Raw genomic sequence first — 14,036 nt, 5'->3', positions numbered from 1 at the left:
GTGCAGCCCGATCGCTGCGGTTCGTCACCACCACAAGCCGACTCCCACAAGGGTCGTGTGGGGCCGGCTTGCTAGCGATGATCAGAACGAGATGTTCAACGAAGCGAATAACGCGCGCCCTGGCTGGTTGTAGGTGTTGGCGCCCGAGCTGCTGGCATTGCCGCCGCGCAGGATCTGCTTGTCGAACACGTTGTTCACCCCTACCCGCACGTTGTAGTTGGCGTTGAACGTGTACCCGGCACTGACATCCACCAACCCGTAGGCTTCGACATCCTGCTGCGCCTGTTCGTCGTAGTCTTCCTGGGTGCGGAAGTTGTAGGTCGGCGATTTCTGCTTGCCGTAGTAAGTGCCGGCGACCTGGAACGACAGCTTGTCGGTGGCACGCCAGTCCAGCGTGGTGTTGACCGTGTACTCGGGGATCACCGACAGCGGCTCGCCGGTTTCGCGGTTGTCGTTGTCGAGCATCCAGGTCAGGTTGGTGTTCCAGTCCACCGTCGGGCTCAGCTCGACGAACAGGTTGCCCTCGATACCCTCGACCCGCGCCTTGCCGGCGTTTTCCCATTGGGTCACACGACGGCCACTGTTGATGGTGTAGAGCACATCGGTATCGCCGATGATCTTGTTCTTGTAGTCGTTGCGAAAGTAGGTCGCGCTGGTGCGCCAGGTGCCACGGTCGTACAGCAGGCCGACTTCCTTGTTGACGCTGATTTCCGGCTTCAGGTCGGCGTTGCCTTGCAGGTAGCAGCCACCGGCGTTGGTCTGCTGCACGCTGCAGCCGTTGCCACGGCTGTAGAGCAGGTAATTAGGGTTGGACTGGTACAGGTTCGGCGTCTTGTAGGCGCGGGCAATCCCCCCTTTGAGCGACAACGACTCAGTCAACTTGTGCGCCACATTCAGGCTCGGGCTGAAGTTGTCGCCAAAGGTCTCGTGATGGTCGAAACGCAGGCCAGGGGTGACGGTGGTGTCACCGATAACGATGTTGTCCTCGACGAACAGCGCATAGCTCTTGGCGGTCATCTTCGAGTCGCTGCGGTCGAAACCGCTGATGACGTTGTTGCCCGCGCCACTGGGGTCGAAGCTCTGCGGGCGGAACGAGCCCTGGTCGTTGAGCGACTCGTAGAGGTACTCACCGCCCAGGGTCAGCACGTGCTCGGTGCTGCCCGTGGCGAACGGCAGGTTCACTTCGCTGCTCAGGCGGGTGTTGCGCAGGCGCGACATAGCCGCCCCGGTGTCGTTGATCGCCCCTTCAGGCCCACCGGCCAGGCCTTCGTTAAGACGCCAGTTGCGCACGTACTCGTAGGCCAGGGAGGTCTTGCTGGTGCCCCAGGTGAAATCACCCAGGTGGGTCAGGTCGTAGGTGCTCCGTTGCATGACATTGGTCTCGTGGCCATACAGGCTGGAGATCAGCTCGACATTGCTGCCACCGTTGCTGTTCATGGTATCGCCAGCGTAGATGTTGCCCTGGCGGCTGTAACCTGCGCTGGCTTCGAGGCGATGCTCATCATTGAGTTTCCAGCTCAGCAGACCATTGATGTCTTTGTTGCGCACCCCTTCACGGCCAGCGACCAAAGCGCTGTTGGCATGGCTGGCGTTGATGTCCAGGTCGTCGGCATCGGTCTTGGCCAGGCCTCCGTACAACCGCCCCCCCAGGTTTTCGGTCAGCCCGCCGCTGAGGTTGAAGTTGGTCCGTTGGCTAGCCCCTTCGGCGCTGTCCTGGGGCAGTTGGGTGTACAGGTTGACGTTGCCTTTGAACGCTTCGGTGGGGCGTTTGGTGATGATATTGACCACCCCGCCCATGGCGCCGGAGCCGTAGCGCGCTGCAGCCGGACCGCGAAGAATCTCGATGCGCTCGACAGCCTCGGCCGGCACCCAGTTGGTTTCGCCACGGGTGTCGCGGTCGCCGTTCCAGCCATAACGCACCGCATTGCGTGCACTGGAGGGCTTGCCATCGATGAGGATCAGGGTGTTTTCCGGCCCCATGCCCCGCAGGTCGATCTGGCGGTTGTTGCCCCGCGCGCCACTGGCACTGTTGCCGGTGAGGTTGACCCCCGGCTCGCGGCGAATGATGTCGGACAGGTCATTGGCTGGTGGGTGACGCTGGATATCTTCAGCAGTGATGATCGACGAACCCAGCGCCTGGCGTGCCTCACGCTCGGCGGTCACCAAGGTGTCCTGGATCACCAGCGCAGGGTCGGCCATCGGAACCTCCACCACCTCACCGGTGTGTTGCTGTTCGGCCTCGGCCGCAGTCGCCACCATGGCCGGCGACGCCAGCGCGACAAACGCCAGGGCCAGGCTGTTGGGTGAGGTTCTGGATTGCATCGACACTTCTCCTGCGGTCATGGGCAAAGGCACGGCCCGGCCTGCGCGCCGACGGGCCCCTCGCCCTTCGGCCCGGCAAGCATTGTGTGGGGCCAACAGGGATGGTGAATATAATGATTCTCAAATGCGTTTAAATCTTATTTACGAAATTTACATATTTGTGACGGAACTTCGCCAAGCGGGGGTTCGGTATGTTCGCTTCAGGAGTGGGAGCACGGTCGCCGCGTCGCCCCCAGACGTTTTTCGGGCACTGTCGCAGCGCCGGCAAAGCGGGTCGGCTGGCATGAACAACCCGGCACACCAGCAATGTTGCAACCTGCCCAATGACTCCTACAGTTTCGAAGGTAGGAAGCCGAGGCCAACCATGCGCGCCGCCGAAAAATCCGAACGCTCAGGACCCACCCGGGTACTGCCGAAAATTCCCCGCAGTGTCTGGGCGCTGGGCTTCGTATCGATGTTCATGGACATTTCCTCGGAGATGATCCACGCCCTTTTGCCGCTGTACATGGTGACCGTGCTTGGTACCTCGGTCGTTGCGGTGGGTTTCATCGAGGGTATCGCCGAGGCCACCGCATCGATCACCAAGGTGTTCTCCGGTGCCTTGAGCGACCGGCTGGGCAAACGCAAGCTGCTCACGGTGCTGGGCTATGCCCTCGCGGCCCTGACCAAACCAGTATTCCCGCTGGCGACCGGCCTTGAGTGGCTGACCGGTGCGCGCTTTGTCGACCGCATCGGCAAGGGTATTCGCGGGGCGCCCAGGGACGCGCTGGTGGCGGATGTGACCCCTCCAGAGCTTCGCGGTGCAGCATTCGGCTTGCGTCAGGCGCTGGATACGGTCGGCGCCTTGCTCGGGCCACTGCTGGCGATCGGGGTGATGTGGCTGACTTCCAGTCACTTCCAGACGGTGTTCTGGGTGGCGGTGGTGCCTGCGTTCCTGGCAGTGTTCATCCTCATAGCCTTCGTCCGCGAGCCGGACACCCTGCCCAAGACGCGTCCCGTACGCTCACCGCTTGCCCTGCGCCAGTTGGTGCGGCTAGGGTCTGCTTACTGGCGGCTGATCATCCTGGCCACGCTGTTCACCCTGGCCCGCTTCAGCGAAGCCTTCCTGTTGCTGCGCGCTCAGGACATGGGCCTGGCCGCGCAGTGGGCACCGGCGGTGCTGGTGCTCCTGGCCCTGGCCTATTCGATCTCGGCCTACCCTGCAGGTACGCTGTCCGACCGGCGCGGCCGCCGCGTGGTGCTGATGCTGGGGCTGGCATTGCTGCTGATCGCCGACCTGCTGCTGGCGCTGTGTCCGGGCTGGATCGGGCTGGCACTCGGCGTGGTGGCCTGGGGGCTGCACCTGGGCTTCACGCAGGGCATATTCAGTGCGTTGATCGCTGACAGTGCCCCGGCCAGACTGCGTGGGACGGCCTTTGGCCTGTTCCACCTGCTCACCGGCGCGGCGCTGCTGGGTGCCAGCGTGGTCGCTGGCCTGTTATGGGACGGCGCAGGTTTTCGGGCCACATTCCTGGTCGGCGCCGCATTCGCCGGCGCCACGCTGGTCGGCTTGGCCCTGTTGCCCCACTTCAGCAGCCAGGTGCACTCACAGTGAAAACGCTGCATAGATCATCAACGCTTCACTGTCGGCGAGGTAACGTGCCACAGACCCCGGAGCCTTCCAGCTTCGCTCCACCCGCCTCAGGGAGTAACGCCCATGTGTGAGTGCTTCGCCCAATACCAGGGCCCTGCCGACTACCTGCGAGTGCTGGGCGCCGAACAGCCTGTGCTCGACAGCGCCAGCAACGAGCCCCCTGGCCACCCCACCATCGAGCCGGGCACTCGCATGCTGATCCTGCACGACAGCGACACCGGCCTGCGCTTGACGCCACGTCCGTGGGGGTGGACACCGCTGTGGGCGGGCAAGCGCCAGCCTGCGTCGATCAGCGCGCCACTGCAGATCATCAGCGCCTGCCTGCCCTTCCATGCCTTGTGGCCACAGACCCGAGCGCTGGTGATGGCGGACGGATGGTACGCCTGGTCGGACGATGCACAGGCACCTAACGGGCGACGGTGCCACTTCGTTCGCCTGAAAAGCGGGGCTCCGATCTTCGTCGCCGCGCTGACGCAGATTCGTATAGGGCTGGCGCCAGAAGAGGACGATGGTTTCGTGATCCTGACGCAGGACCATGATCCACGAGCCGGCACCGCCCTGCCCCTGGTGCTGGCGCCGGAACACGCGCGGTCGTGGCTCGATTCGCAGCTGCCGGCGGAGCAGGTGCAGTACCTGGCGCCAGACCAGTTCGAGTGGTCCGCCGTAACCGACCCAGCGCAAGTGCGGCGCTGAACTACAGGCAGGCGCCTCCCACAGGTGCACGCCCTAGCCGACGGGTAGCAACTCCTGTTCGATCAACGACCAACCGCCATGGCCATCCACTTCCAGGCGGTGGGAGTGGAAGCTGGCCAAGGTACTGCGGTGGCCGACACTGACCAGCAAGGTGTCAGGCATCTCATTGCGCAACAATGAATACAGCGCATGCTCCAGCCCCTCGTCCATGGCTGAAGTGGACTCGTCGAGAAACACCACTTGGGGCCGGTTGAACAGCACCCGGGCGAACGCCAGGCGCTGCTGCTCGCCAACCGAGAGTATGTGCGACCAGTCGCAACTGACGTCCAGCCGCTCGGCCAGGTGGGGCAGGTTGACTTGACGCAACGCCTGCTGCATGCGCGCATCGTCCGCCGCACCGCTGCTCGCCGGGTAGGCGATGGCGGTTCGCAGGTCGCCCAGTGGCAGGTATGGGCGCTGCGAAAGGAACAGCGCCTGATTGCCCAGGGGTCTGCGGACCAAGCCTTCGGCATAGGGCCATAGCCCTGCCAGCGCGCGCAGCAAGGTGGTCTTGCCGCTGCCGGACGGCCCCTTGATCAACAGCGCCTGGCCGGCCTGAAGGTTCAGATTCAAGTCGGCGATCAAGGGGTGGCCGTCGGGGCGCAGCACTTGCAGCCGGCTGATGTCCAGCGCGTGTGCCTGGTCCTGCGTGGTGACCTGCGGCAGTTCGCTGGCCTGCTGGTTGGCATCGAGAAAACCGGTCAGACGGTCGAGGGTGGCGCGGTACTGAGCGAAGGTATCGTAGGACTCGCGGAAGAACGACAGCGAATCCTGCACCTGGCCAAAGGCCTGGGAGGTCTGCATCACATCGCCAAGCTTGATTGCACCGCTGAAGAACCGCGGCGCCTGCAGGATGAACGGAAACACCACGGCCACCTGACTGATACCCAGGTTGAAGCCGCTGAACTTCAAGGTTCGGAACACCAACGCCCAGACGTTGCCGATCAGCGCGGTGAAGCGGCCGAGCAACGTGCCTCGCTCCACCTGAGCGCCCTGGTAGAACGCGATGTTCTCCGCGTTTTCGCGCAGACGCATCAATGCATAACGGAAGTTGGCCGTGAGTTTTTCGTTGAGGAAGTTGAGGCGAATCAGCGGACGCCCGAGGCGAAAGGCGATCCAGGTGGCGACGATCACATACACGTAGACGGCGAATACCATCGCCCGCGGGATTTCGTACCCAGCCACCGACAGCGGCGCCGACAGCCCCCAGAGAATGCCCGTGAAGGCGACCAGCGAAACCAGCGCGCTGACCGCACCCAATGCCAGAGACACCGAATTGGTCACGAAGGCGTTGACGTCCAACTCGATACGCTGGTCGGGGTTGTCCACCGGCTCGGCGAGGAACTGCCCACGGTAGTAGGCGTCGCCATGCATCCAATCACCGGTCAGGCGCTCGGTCAGCCAGACTCGCCAATGGATGTTGAAAGCCTGAGTCACATAATAAGTGAACAGCGAGCGCAGCACATGGATGGTGGCCAGCACCGCGAATACCCCGAGCAAGTACCAGAACGCTGTCTGGTTCAGGGCCTGCAACGCGCTGTAGAAGCCGTTGTACCAGAACGAGAAGAGCACGTTCAGGCGCACCGCGAACAAGGTCAGCACCAGCAGCAGCGCGAACCCAAGCAGAGGCCGCCAGCTGCGCCGGAAACTAAAGTAAGGGCCGGCCAACTGCCAGAACTGGCTGCCCCAACGGGTATAGCGCACTGCCAGCGCGGCCGCAGCGGTGAAACAGGCAAGGGTGATGAACGAGGCGATTGCAAGCCAGCTCAGGCTCTCCTGCAAGGCCTGGTGCCAGTTCATGTCCATGGTGCAATTCCGTAACGAGTGCATGGGGTTGTTTTCGCGAGCGTAGCATTACCCCAGGACTCGACAGAAAAACATTACGGACATTTCATCTTCGCACCACCCCCACCCCGGCACACCCTCTGTAGTAGCCGGGTTGCCGGCGACAGGACCAGCACTCCCTCCCCTAGGCCAGAGCCTCCCGCACTTTCGGGTCCAAGCCCTCTCCCCCATGGGCTTGGTTCCACTCGCTCAGTTGCCGACGCATGGCCGGTGTCCAGAAGCTTTTCAGATGCTGCCTCACGCCCTGTACCGCCAGGGCGTGATCCGGTTCGCTGTCGAAGTAATGGGCAATCTGGTTGGCCATCTTCACCAGGTTTTCACTACTCATCGACGTACCTCGGCTTTCTCCGGTTGTTCCGCGGCGCGGCGCTCCTTGAGCAGACGACGCTGCTCCTCGCTGAAGTCCTGGTAGCGTTTCTGCCATTGCGACGGCTGGAACACCTTCACCACCTCCACCGCCGTAACCTTGTATTCCGGGCAGTTGGTGGCCCAGTCGGAGTTGTCGGTGGTGATCACGTTGGCGCCAGACTCGGGGAAGTGGAAGGTGGTGTAGACCACCCCGGGCGCTACCCGTGTGCTGACCTTGGCACGCAGCACCGTCTGCCCCGCACGACTGCCAATGCCAACCCAGTCACCCTCGACGATGCCCCGGCTCTCGGCATCGGTAGGGTGAATTTCCAAACGGTCGGCATCATGCCAGGCGACGTTGGCGGTGCGCCGGGTCTGGGCGCCAACGTTGTACTGGCTGAGGATGCGGCCGGTGGTCAACAGCAGCGGATAGCGGTTGTTGACCTTCTCGTCGGTAGGCACGTACCCAGTGAGCATGAAGCGCCCCTTGCCCCGCACGAACTGGTCGATGTGCATGGTCGGCGTGCCGTCGGGCGCTGCCTCGTTGCACGGCCACTGCAGGCTGCCGTGGCGGTCGAGCTCGGTGTAGCTGACGCGGTGGAAGGTCGGCGTGAGGCGGGCGATCTCGTCCATGATCTCGGACGGGTGGCGGTAGTTCATCGGGTAGCCCAGGGCATTGGCCAGGGCCACGGTAGCCTCCCAGTCGGCTTTGCCGGCCAGCGGCTCCATCACCTTGCGCACCCGCGAGATACGCCGCTCGGCATTGGTGAAGGTACCGTCCTTCTCGAGGAACGAACTGCCCGGCAGGAACACATGGGCGAACTTGGCCGTCTCGTTGAGGAAGATGTCCTGCACCACCACGCACTCCATGGCAAGCAGCGCTGCGGTGACGTGCTGAGTGTTTGGGTCGCTTTGGGCAATGTCCTCGCCCTGGCAGTACAGCGCCTTGAAGCTGCCGTCGAGCGCGGCCTCGAACATGTTGGGAATGCGCAGCCCGGGGTCGGGTTGCAAGGTCACGCCCCAGGCTTGCTCGAATTCGGCACGTACGGTTTCGTTGGAAATGTGCCGGTAACCGGGCAACTCGTGGGGGAACGAACCCATGTCGCACGAGCCCTGCACATTGTTCTGCCCGCGCAATGGGTTCACCCCGACCCCTTCCCGGCCAATGTTGCCGGTGGCCATGGCCAGGTTGGCGATGCCCATTACCGCCGTACTGCCTTGGCTGTGCTCGGTAACGCCAAGCCCGTAGTAGATCGCCGCGTTGCCACCGGTTGCATACAGGCGCGCCGCGGCACGGATCTGCTCGGCGGGTACACCGCACACAGGGCCAAGTACCTCGGGGGCGTTCTCCGGCTGACTGACGAAATCGCGCCAGTGGGCGAAGTCCACGGTCTCGCAGCGGGCGTCGATGAAGCGCTGCGCCAGCAGCCCTTCCGTGACGATCACATGAGCCAAGGCATTGAGCATGGCCACGTTGGTGCCGGGCCGCAGTTGCAGGTGCAGGTCGGCGCGGGCATGGGGCGAGTCGACCAGGTCGATGCGCCTAGGGTCGATGACGATCAGACGCGCGCCCTGGCGCAGGCGCCGTTTGAGCTGCGAGCCGAACACCGGATGGGCGTCGGTGGGGTTGGCGCCGATCACCAGCACCACATCGGCCTGCATCACCGAGTCGAAGCTCTGGGTGCCTGCCGACTCCCCCAGGGTTTGCTTGAGGCCATAGCCAGTCGGTGAGTGGCAGACCCGGGCACAGGTGTCGACGTTGTTGTTGCCGAACGCGGTGCGCACCAGTTTCTGTACCAGGTAGGCTTCCTCGTTGGTGCAGCGGCTGGAGGTGATACCGCCAATCGAGTCGCGCCCGTATTTGAGCTGGATGCGCCGGAACTCACTGGCCGCATAGGTCACCGCCTCGTCCCAGCTGACTTCCTGCCAAGGGTCTTCCAGGCGCTTGCGGATCATCGGTTTGGTGATGCGGTCGGGGTGGGTCGCATAACCCCAGGCGAACCGGCCCTTGACGCAGGCATGGCCGTGGTTGGCGCCGCCATTCTTGTCCGGGACCATGCGTACCAACTGGTCGCCTTTCATTTCGGCGCGGAACGAACAGCCCACGCCGCAGTAGGCACACGTGGTGATGACCGCTCGCTCGGGCTGGCCAAGCTCGATCACGCTTTTCTCGCTGAGGGTGGCGGTCGGGCAGGCTTGCACGCAGGCACCGCAGGATACGCACTCGGAGCTGAGGAAGTTGTCGCCACCGGCTGGCGCGACCCGCGAGTCGAAACCGCGTCCGGTGATGGTCAGGGCGAAGGTCCCCTGGATATCCTCGCAGGCGCGCACACAGCGGCTGCAGACGATGCACTTGCTGGGCTCGTAATCGAAATACGGGTTGGACTGGTCTTTCTGTTCCGCCAGGTGGTTGGCGCCATCATAGCCGTAGCGCACCTCGCGCAGGCCAACCTGTCCGGCGACGGTCTGCAGTTCGCAATTGCCGTTGGCCGAGCAGGTCAGGCAGTCCAGCGGGTGGTCGGAGATGTACAGCTCCATCACGTTGCGGCGCAGGCCGGCCAGGCGCGGGGTCTGGGTGCGCACCACCATGCCTTCGCTGACCGGCGTGGTGCACGAAGCCGGGTAGCCGCGCATGCCTTCGATTTCCACCATGCACAGCCGGCACGAGCCAAAGGCTTCCAGGCTGTCGGTGGCGCAAAGTTTGGGGATGCTGGTGCCCAGCAACGCGGCGGCACGCATGACGGACGTGCCCGAAGGAACGCTGATCGCGCGCCCGTCGATGGTCAGGCTGACCTGCACGTCGCTTTCGCGCGCTGGGGTTCCGAGGTCGGTCTGGGGGTCGAAGAAATTGATCATTGGGCGGCCTCCGTGGTGGTCAACCCGAAGTCGGCGGGGAAGTATTTGAGTGCACTGGCCACCGGGTAGGAGGTCATCCCGCCCATGGCGCACAGCGAGCCGTACTGCATCGTGTCGCACAGGTCACGCAGCAACAGGGCCTGGTCGTGGCGTTCGGTGAGGTCACGGGTGGCGATCAGCCGGTCCACCACCTCCATGCCACGGGTAGAGCCGATTCGGCACGGGGTGCATTTGCCGCAGGACTCCTCGGCACAGAACTGCAAGGCGAAGCGCGCCATGCTGGCCATGTTCAGGGTGTCGTCGGCCACCACCACGCCGCCGTGGCCGAGCATCGCGCCCATGGCGGCGAACGCTTCGTAATCCAGCGGGGTGTCGAAGTGGCTGGGAGGCACCCAGGCGCCGAGTGGCCCCCCCACCTGCGCGGCCTTCAACGGCCGGCCGCTGGCGGTGCCGCCGCCATAGCCGTCCACCAGGTCCCGCAGGGTCAAACCGAAGGCGCGTTCCACCAGGCCGCCGTAGCGGACATTGCCCGCCAGCTGGAACGGCATGGTGCCCAGCGAGCGCCCCATGCCGAAGTCGCGATAGAACGCCGCGCCCTTGGCCAGGATCGTCGGCACCGAGGCCAGGGTGAGCACGTTGTGCACCAGGGTCGGCAGGCCGAACAAGCCTTGCAGGGCAGGCAGCGGTGGCTTGGCACGGACGATTCCGCGCTTGCCCTCGATGGACTCCAGCAACGCGGTTTCCTCGCCGCAGATATAAGCACCCGCCCCTACTCGCACCTCCAGGTCGAAGGCCTGGCCGCTGCCGACTATGTCGTCGCCCAGATAACCCGCGTCACGGGCGATGAGCAGTGCCTGGTCGAGCACGCGGATCGCATCCGGGTACTCCGAGCGCACATAGATGTACCCCTTGCTTGCGCCCACCGCGAGACCGGCAATGGCCATGCCTTCGATCAGCAGGAACGGATCGCCCTCCATCAGCATGCGGTCGGCGAAGGTGCCGGAGTCGCCTTCGTCGGCATTGCACACCACGTACTTCTGTCCAGCGCCGGCTTCACGCACGGTGCGCCACTTGATGCCCGCCGGGAAGGCTGCGCCACCACGGCCGCGCAGGCCGGATTCGAGCACCTGGGCGACCACATCGGCACCGCCGATCGTCACGGCGCTGCGCAAGCCTTCGAAGCCGCCATGGGCGCGGTAGTCCTCCAGCGACAAGGGCCGGGTGATGCCGGCGCGGGCGAACAGCAGGCGCTGCTGGCTTTTCAGATACGGAATGTCTTCAACGGCACCCAAGGCCAGCGAATGGCCACCCGGCTCGCCCACCAGCGCATCGAGCAAGGCTGGCGCGTCCTCCGGGGTAACCGGCCCGAAGCCTTGACGCCCCCGGCCGAAGTCGCACTCCACCAAGGGTTCGAGCCAGTAGAGACCACGTGAGCTGGTGCGCTGGATCTGCAGCGGCAATTGCCGACGCTCGGCCTCGCGCAACAGGGCATCGGCGACCTGATCGGCACCGACGGCACGGGCCACGGAGTCGCAGGGGATGAACAGCTTCAGCATGCTGCGTCCTCCAGGCAACCCTTGACCAAGGCCCGCAACCGCTCAGGGGTGAGCCTTGCGTGCAGTTGACCGTCCAGCTCCAGGGCTGGCGAACAGGCACAGGCTCCCAGGCAATACACAGGTCGCAAACCGATAGCCCCATCGGCGCTGGTGCCATGATCGTCCAGCGCCAGCTGCTCGCGCAGTTGCGCGGCCAGGGCTTCGGCTCCACGGCTCTGACACGACTCGGCGCGGCACAGGCGTAGGGTGTGCCGGGCTGGCGGCGCGGTGCGGAAATCGTGATAGAAGCTGATGACCCCACGCACCTCGGCCAGGCTGAGGTTGAGGGCATGGGCAATCTCGGGGACGGCGGCATCGGGTACGTAGCCGATGCTGTCCTGGATGGCATGGAGAATCGGTAACAGCGCGCCAGGGTTTTCCTTTTCGCGCGCCAGAATGCTGTGGATCAACGGCAGGTCAAGCAGTTCATCAGGCATACAGCGGACCTCTGCATCACGGGCCCGCCTTTTGTTGTAGTGGCAAGTGCCCGGCGTGTTCTGCTGCGGCGTACCGACCACGTCACGGTTGCGTGGTTGTCGGCAGCCTCCTTGCCCAAGGCCGTGCGTCTGCGCGCACTGGACTCCGGGGCATCCAACAAGCATGGCACTTGTAGGGCCAAGAAGGTGCGTGGGAGCGACCAGGCGCATCCTGAAACCGACGTGAAGGGTTGGCAGCTGCGTGCGCTTGTCGCAGTGGCCATACACGCCCACCGGGATGCCCATCGCTCAACGATAAACCCCGGCGCAAGTTATTGCGTCAGCACCACAACCGTGCCAGGGTCGCGAAGCGCCTTGTCCGCCTCGGTGGGCTGTCTTCAGTGCGCGATTCAGTCGGCGAAGCTAGCGCTTCCTGCAGACGCGGGCGCAGGTGACAGCCTCATCAAGATCAGTTCGCAGGCCGGTGTCGCTGGTACATCGAGAGTGGTCGCTTCTGCGCCCAATCAATCCTTACCGGTCGGTATAGTCGAATCACCGCCCCATATGCGAAGGCCAACCGCCATGGAAGAAACTCGCCAGCGACTTATCCACGCCGCCCTGGAGCTATTTCTGAGCCAAGGACTACATGTCACCGGCGTAGCGGCCATCGCTGCGCGGGCCGGTGTCACCAAGATGACGCTTTACGGCCACTTTCCATCCAAGGATTCGCTGATCGTTGCATGCCTGGAGGAGCGTGATCGCATCTGGCGAGCGAGAGTCGAGCAACTGCGCAACGACTTGCCCGATCCCCTGGAGGCGCTTCTGGCGTTCTTCGATCTCTATCAGGGCTACGTCGAGCGCGACAGTCATCGCGGCTGCCTGTTCGTCAACAGTGCTGCCGAGTTTTCCTCATTCAGTCACCCGGTATTCCTTGCTGCGGAGCGGCACAAAGCGGGGGTGCGCGAGCAATTGGTTTCGCTGGCCAGGCTGGCGAAGTTCAACGCCCCACAGCAAATCGCCGATAGCCTGTTTCTGCTGCTGGAGGGCAGCTTTGTGAGTGCCGCGCACGGCAATTGCGCGGCGGTTTTCAATACGGCACGACAAATGGCCAGACAATGGCTGCATTGCCAACCTCACACAGAGCAGTGCACATGAAAGTTGGATTGATCGCGGCCATCGCAGCCACTTTTTCCTGGTCGTTGCTCTATTTGTTGCCGAGCCTGATCGGGGAGTACAGCACCTTTGACCTAGCGGTGGTGAGTTACGCGTTTGCCGGCCTGGGGGCGCTCATTGTGCTGGTTCGGTTCCGTCGACAAGTGACGACGCTGACACTTGGCGATTGGCTGACGGTCGGCCTGCTCGGCTTTCTGGGCTACATCGGCTATTTCTTCCTGATCACCAGTGCCGTTATCGCAGCTGGGCCGGTGATTCCACCGGTGATGCTAGGTTGCGTGCCCATCGTCCTGGCCATCGCCGGAAACCTGCACAGCCAAGTGATTCCTTGGCGTAGCATCGCCGCCCCACTGCTGCTGGGCGCGTTGGGTATCATCATGGTCAATGCCAGCAGTTTCGAGCGCGCCAATGGGCAAGCCTCGCAGCCCGCTGTCATGGTGCTGGCGGGCATCTTGCTTTCCCTGCTGGCGATTGGATTCTGGACTGCCTTCGGCTTGCTGAACGAGCGCGCGCTCCGGACAAGACCGGGCATGGATCCGCTGTTCTGGTCGGCACTGCTTATCCTGACGTGCAGCATCGAAATGGTCGCATTCCTACCCGTGGGGCTCTACCTGAAACTGTCCAGTTTCGTAAGCCACGGCGGCGCTCTCGACGGAACCTCGGCGGTGCTTCTCTGCGGACTGGTACAGGGGTTGGCAGCAACCCTCGGCGGTGCCTGGGCTTGGTCCATCGCAACGCGAAGCATTCCTCTGGCGTTAGGCGGGCAATTGATTGCCAGCGAAACGCTTTACGCCACTACGTTCGGTCTTCTCATCCAGCAGCGTTGGCCATCGCCATTGGAAGCGCTGGGGACGGCAACCCTATTCCTCGGGGTTACCGTGGCGATCGGGCAGTTCTATCGTGCTGATCAACGTCATCGCCAAGGCAGCAGGTAAACCTTCAGGATCTCGCGGTAAGAGTCGGAAGCGGACCTTACCGATTGCCCTTTCCCCTTCCTAAGATTGAATGACCCGGACTGGAAAGCGACGCAAGTTGAGGAAAACTGGGCTTGATCGCATCACCGTACCAAGGCATGTACAGTTTTCCGTTGCCGTCCCAACCGAAGCTTTTACGTTG

General features: G+C 63.6%; 10 protein-coding genes. 4 read left to right on the top strand and 6 right to left on the bottom strand.

Features of this window, described 5'->3' with window-relative positions:
* Positions 1-81 precede the first annotated feature (81 nt).
* Positions 82-2,322 (bottom strand): TonB-dependent siderophore receptor, encoded by a 2,241-nt coding sequence (locus H620_RS0104205; protein ID WP_023379613.1) that lies wholly within the window; start codon positions 2,320-2,322, stop codon positions 82-84.
* Positions 2,323-2,686: 364 nt separating this feature from the next.
* Here H620_RS0104205 and H620_RS0104200 point away from each other — a divergent pair, with 364 nt between their 5' ends.
* Both H620_RS0104200 and H620_RS0104195 read left to right on the top strand, forming a co-directional pair.
* Positions 2,687-3,916: an MFS transporter gene (locus tag H620_RS0104200; RefSeq protein WP_027906780.1), complete on the top strand. Its 1,230-nt coding sequence runs from the start codon at positions 2,687-2,689 to the stop codon at positions 3,914-3,916.
* A 102-nt stretch (positions 3,917-4,018) separates the two neighbouring features.
* Complete coding sequence (locus H620_RS0104195) at positions 4,019-4,648, top strand: SOS response-associated peptidase family protein (RefSeq protein ID WP_023379611.1); 630 nt, start codon at positions 4,019-4,021, stop codon at positions 4,646-4,648.
* A gap of 33 nt (positions 4,649-4,681) precedes the next feature.
* Here the strand turns inward: H620_RS0104195 and H620_RS0104190 are convergent, their stop codons facing one another.
* From H620_RS0104190 to H620_RS0104170, 5 genes are all read right to left on the bottom strand, one after another.
* The gene (locus H620_RS0104190; RefSeq protein WP_027906779.1) at positions 4,682-6,493 is read right to left on the bottom strand and encodes an ABC transporter ATP-binding protein/permease; all 1,812 of its coding nucleotides are present in this window, start codon (positions 6,491-6,493) and stop codon (positions 4,682-4,684) included.
* A gap of 163 nt (positions 6,494-6,656) precedes the next feature.
* On the bottom strand, positions 6,657-6,860 hold the full coding sequence (locus H620_RS0104185; protein WP_023379609.1) for a formate dehydrogenase subunit delta: 204 nt from the start codon (positions 6,858-6,860) through the stop codon (positions 6,657-6,659).
* Positions 6,857-9,736, bottom strand: coding sequence for a formate dehydrogenase subunit alpha (fdhF, locus tag H620_RS0104180; protein ID WP_023379608.1), 2,880 nt, complete (start codon positions 9,734-9,736; stop codon positions 6,857-6,859). The genes H620_RS0104185 and fdhF overlap by 4 nt, the downstream gene beginning before the upstream one ends.
* Positions 9,733-11,292, bottom strand: coding sequence for a formate dehydrogenase beta subunit (locus tag H620_RS0104175; RefSeq protein WP_027906778.1), 1,560 nt, complete (start codon positions 11,290-11,292; stop codon positions 9,733-9,735). The genes fdhF and H620_RS0104175 overlap by 4 nt, the downstream gene beginning before the upstream one ends.
* Positions 11,286-11,768: a formate dehydrogenase subunit gamma gene (locus H620_RS0104170; RefSeq protein ID WP_023379606.1), complete on the bottom strand. Its 483-nt coding sequence runs from the start codon at positions 11,766-11,768 to the stop codon at positions 11,286-11,288. Before H620_RS0104170 ends, H620_RS0104175 begins: the two co-directional genes overlap by 7 nt.
* A 561-nt stretch (positions 11,769-12,329) precedes the next feature.
* On the opposite strand from H620_RS0104170, the gene H620_RS0104165 reads away from it, so the two are divergent.
* Together H620_RS0104165 and H620_RS0104160 are read left to right on the top strand one after the other, a co-directional pair.
* Complete coding sequence (locus H620_RS0104165) at positions 12,330-12,902, top strand: TetR/AcrR family transcriptional regulator (protein ID WP_023379605.1); 573 nt, start codon at positions 12,330-12,332, stop codon at positions 12,900-12,902.
* Complete coding sequence (locus H620_RS0104160) at positions 12,899-13,855, top strand: DMT family transporter (RefSeq protein ID WP_027906777.1); 957 nt, start codon at positions 12,899-12,901, stop codon at positions 13,853-13,855. Before H620_RS0104165 ends, H620_RS0104160 begins: the two co-directional genes overlap by 4 nt.
* The last annotated feature ends 181 nt before the right edge of the window (positions 13,856-14,036 follow it).

Source organism: Pseudomonas taiwanensis DSM 21245, from assembly GCF_000425785.1.
Taxonomy (GTDB): Bacteria; Pseudomonadota; Gammaproteobacteria; order Pseudomonadales; family Pseudomonadaceae; genus Aquipseudomonas; species Aquipseudomonas taiwanensis.
Note: the sequence above shows the minus strand (reverse complement) of the source record. Positions and strands in the feature narration are given on the sequence as shown.

Coding starts and splice junctions, on each gene's coding strand:
- H620_RS0104185 (WP_023379609.1), bottom strand. CDS start 6,860: ATGAGTAGTGAAAACCTGGTGAAGATGGCCAACCAGATTGCCCATTAC.
- H620_RS0104200 (WP_027906780.1), top strand. CDS start 2,687: ATGCGCGCCGCCGAAAAATCCGAACGCTCAGGACCCACCCGGGTACTG.
- fdhF (WP_023379608.1), bottom strand. CDS start 9,736: ATGATCAATTTCTTCGACCCCCAGACCGACCTCGGAACCCCAGCGCGC.
- H620_RS0104170 (WP_023379606.1), bottom strand. CDS start 11,768: ATGCCTGATGAACTGCTTGACCTGCCGTTGATCCACAGCATTCTGGCG.
- H620_RS0104190 (WP_027906779.1), bottom strand. CDS start 6,493: ATGGACATGAACTGGCACCAGGCCTTGCAGGAGAGCCTGAGCTGGCTT.
- H620_RS0104160 (WP_027906777.1), top strand. CDS start 12,899: ATGAAAGTTGGATTGATCGCGGCCATCGCAGCCACTTTTTCCTGGTCG.
- H620_RS0104165 (WP_023379605.1), top strand. CDS start 12,330: ATGGAAGAAACTCGCCAGCGACTTATCCACGCCGCCCTGGAGCTATTT.
- H620_RS0104175 (WP_027906778.1), bottom strand. CDS start 11,292: ATGCTGAAGCTGTTCATCCCCTGCGACTCCGTGGCCCGTGCCGTCGGT.
- H620_RS0104205 (WP_023379613.1), bottom strand. CDS start 2,322: ATGCAATCCAGAACCTCACCCAACAGCCTGGCCCTGGCGTTTGTCGCG.
- H620_RS0104195 (WP_023379611.1), top strand. CDS start 4,019: ATGTGTGAGTGCTTCGCCCAATACCAGGGCCCTGCCGACTACCTGCGA.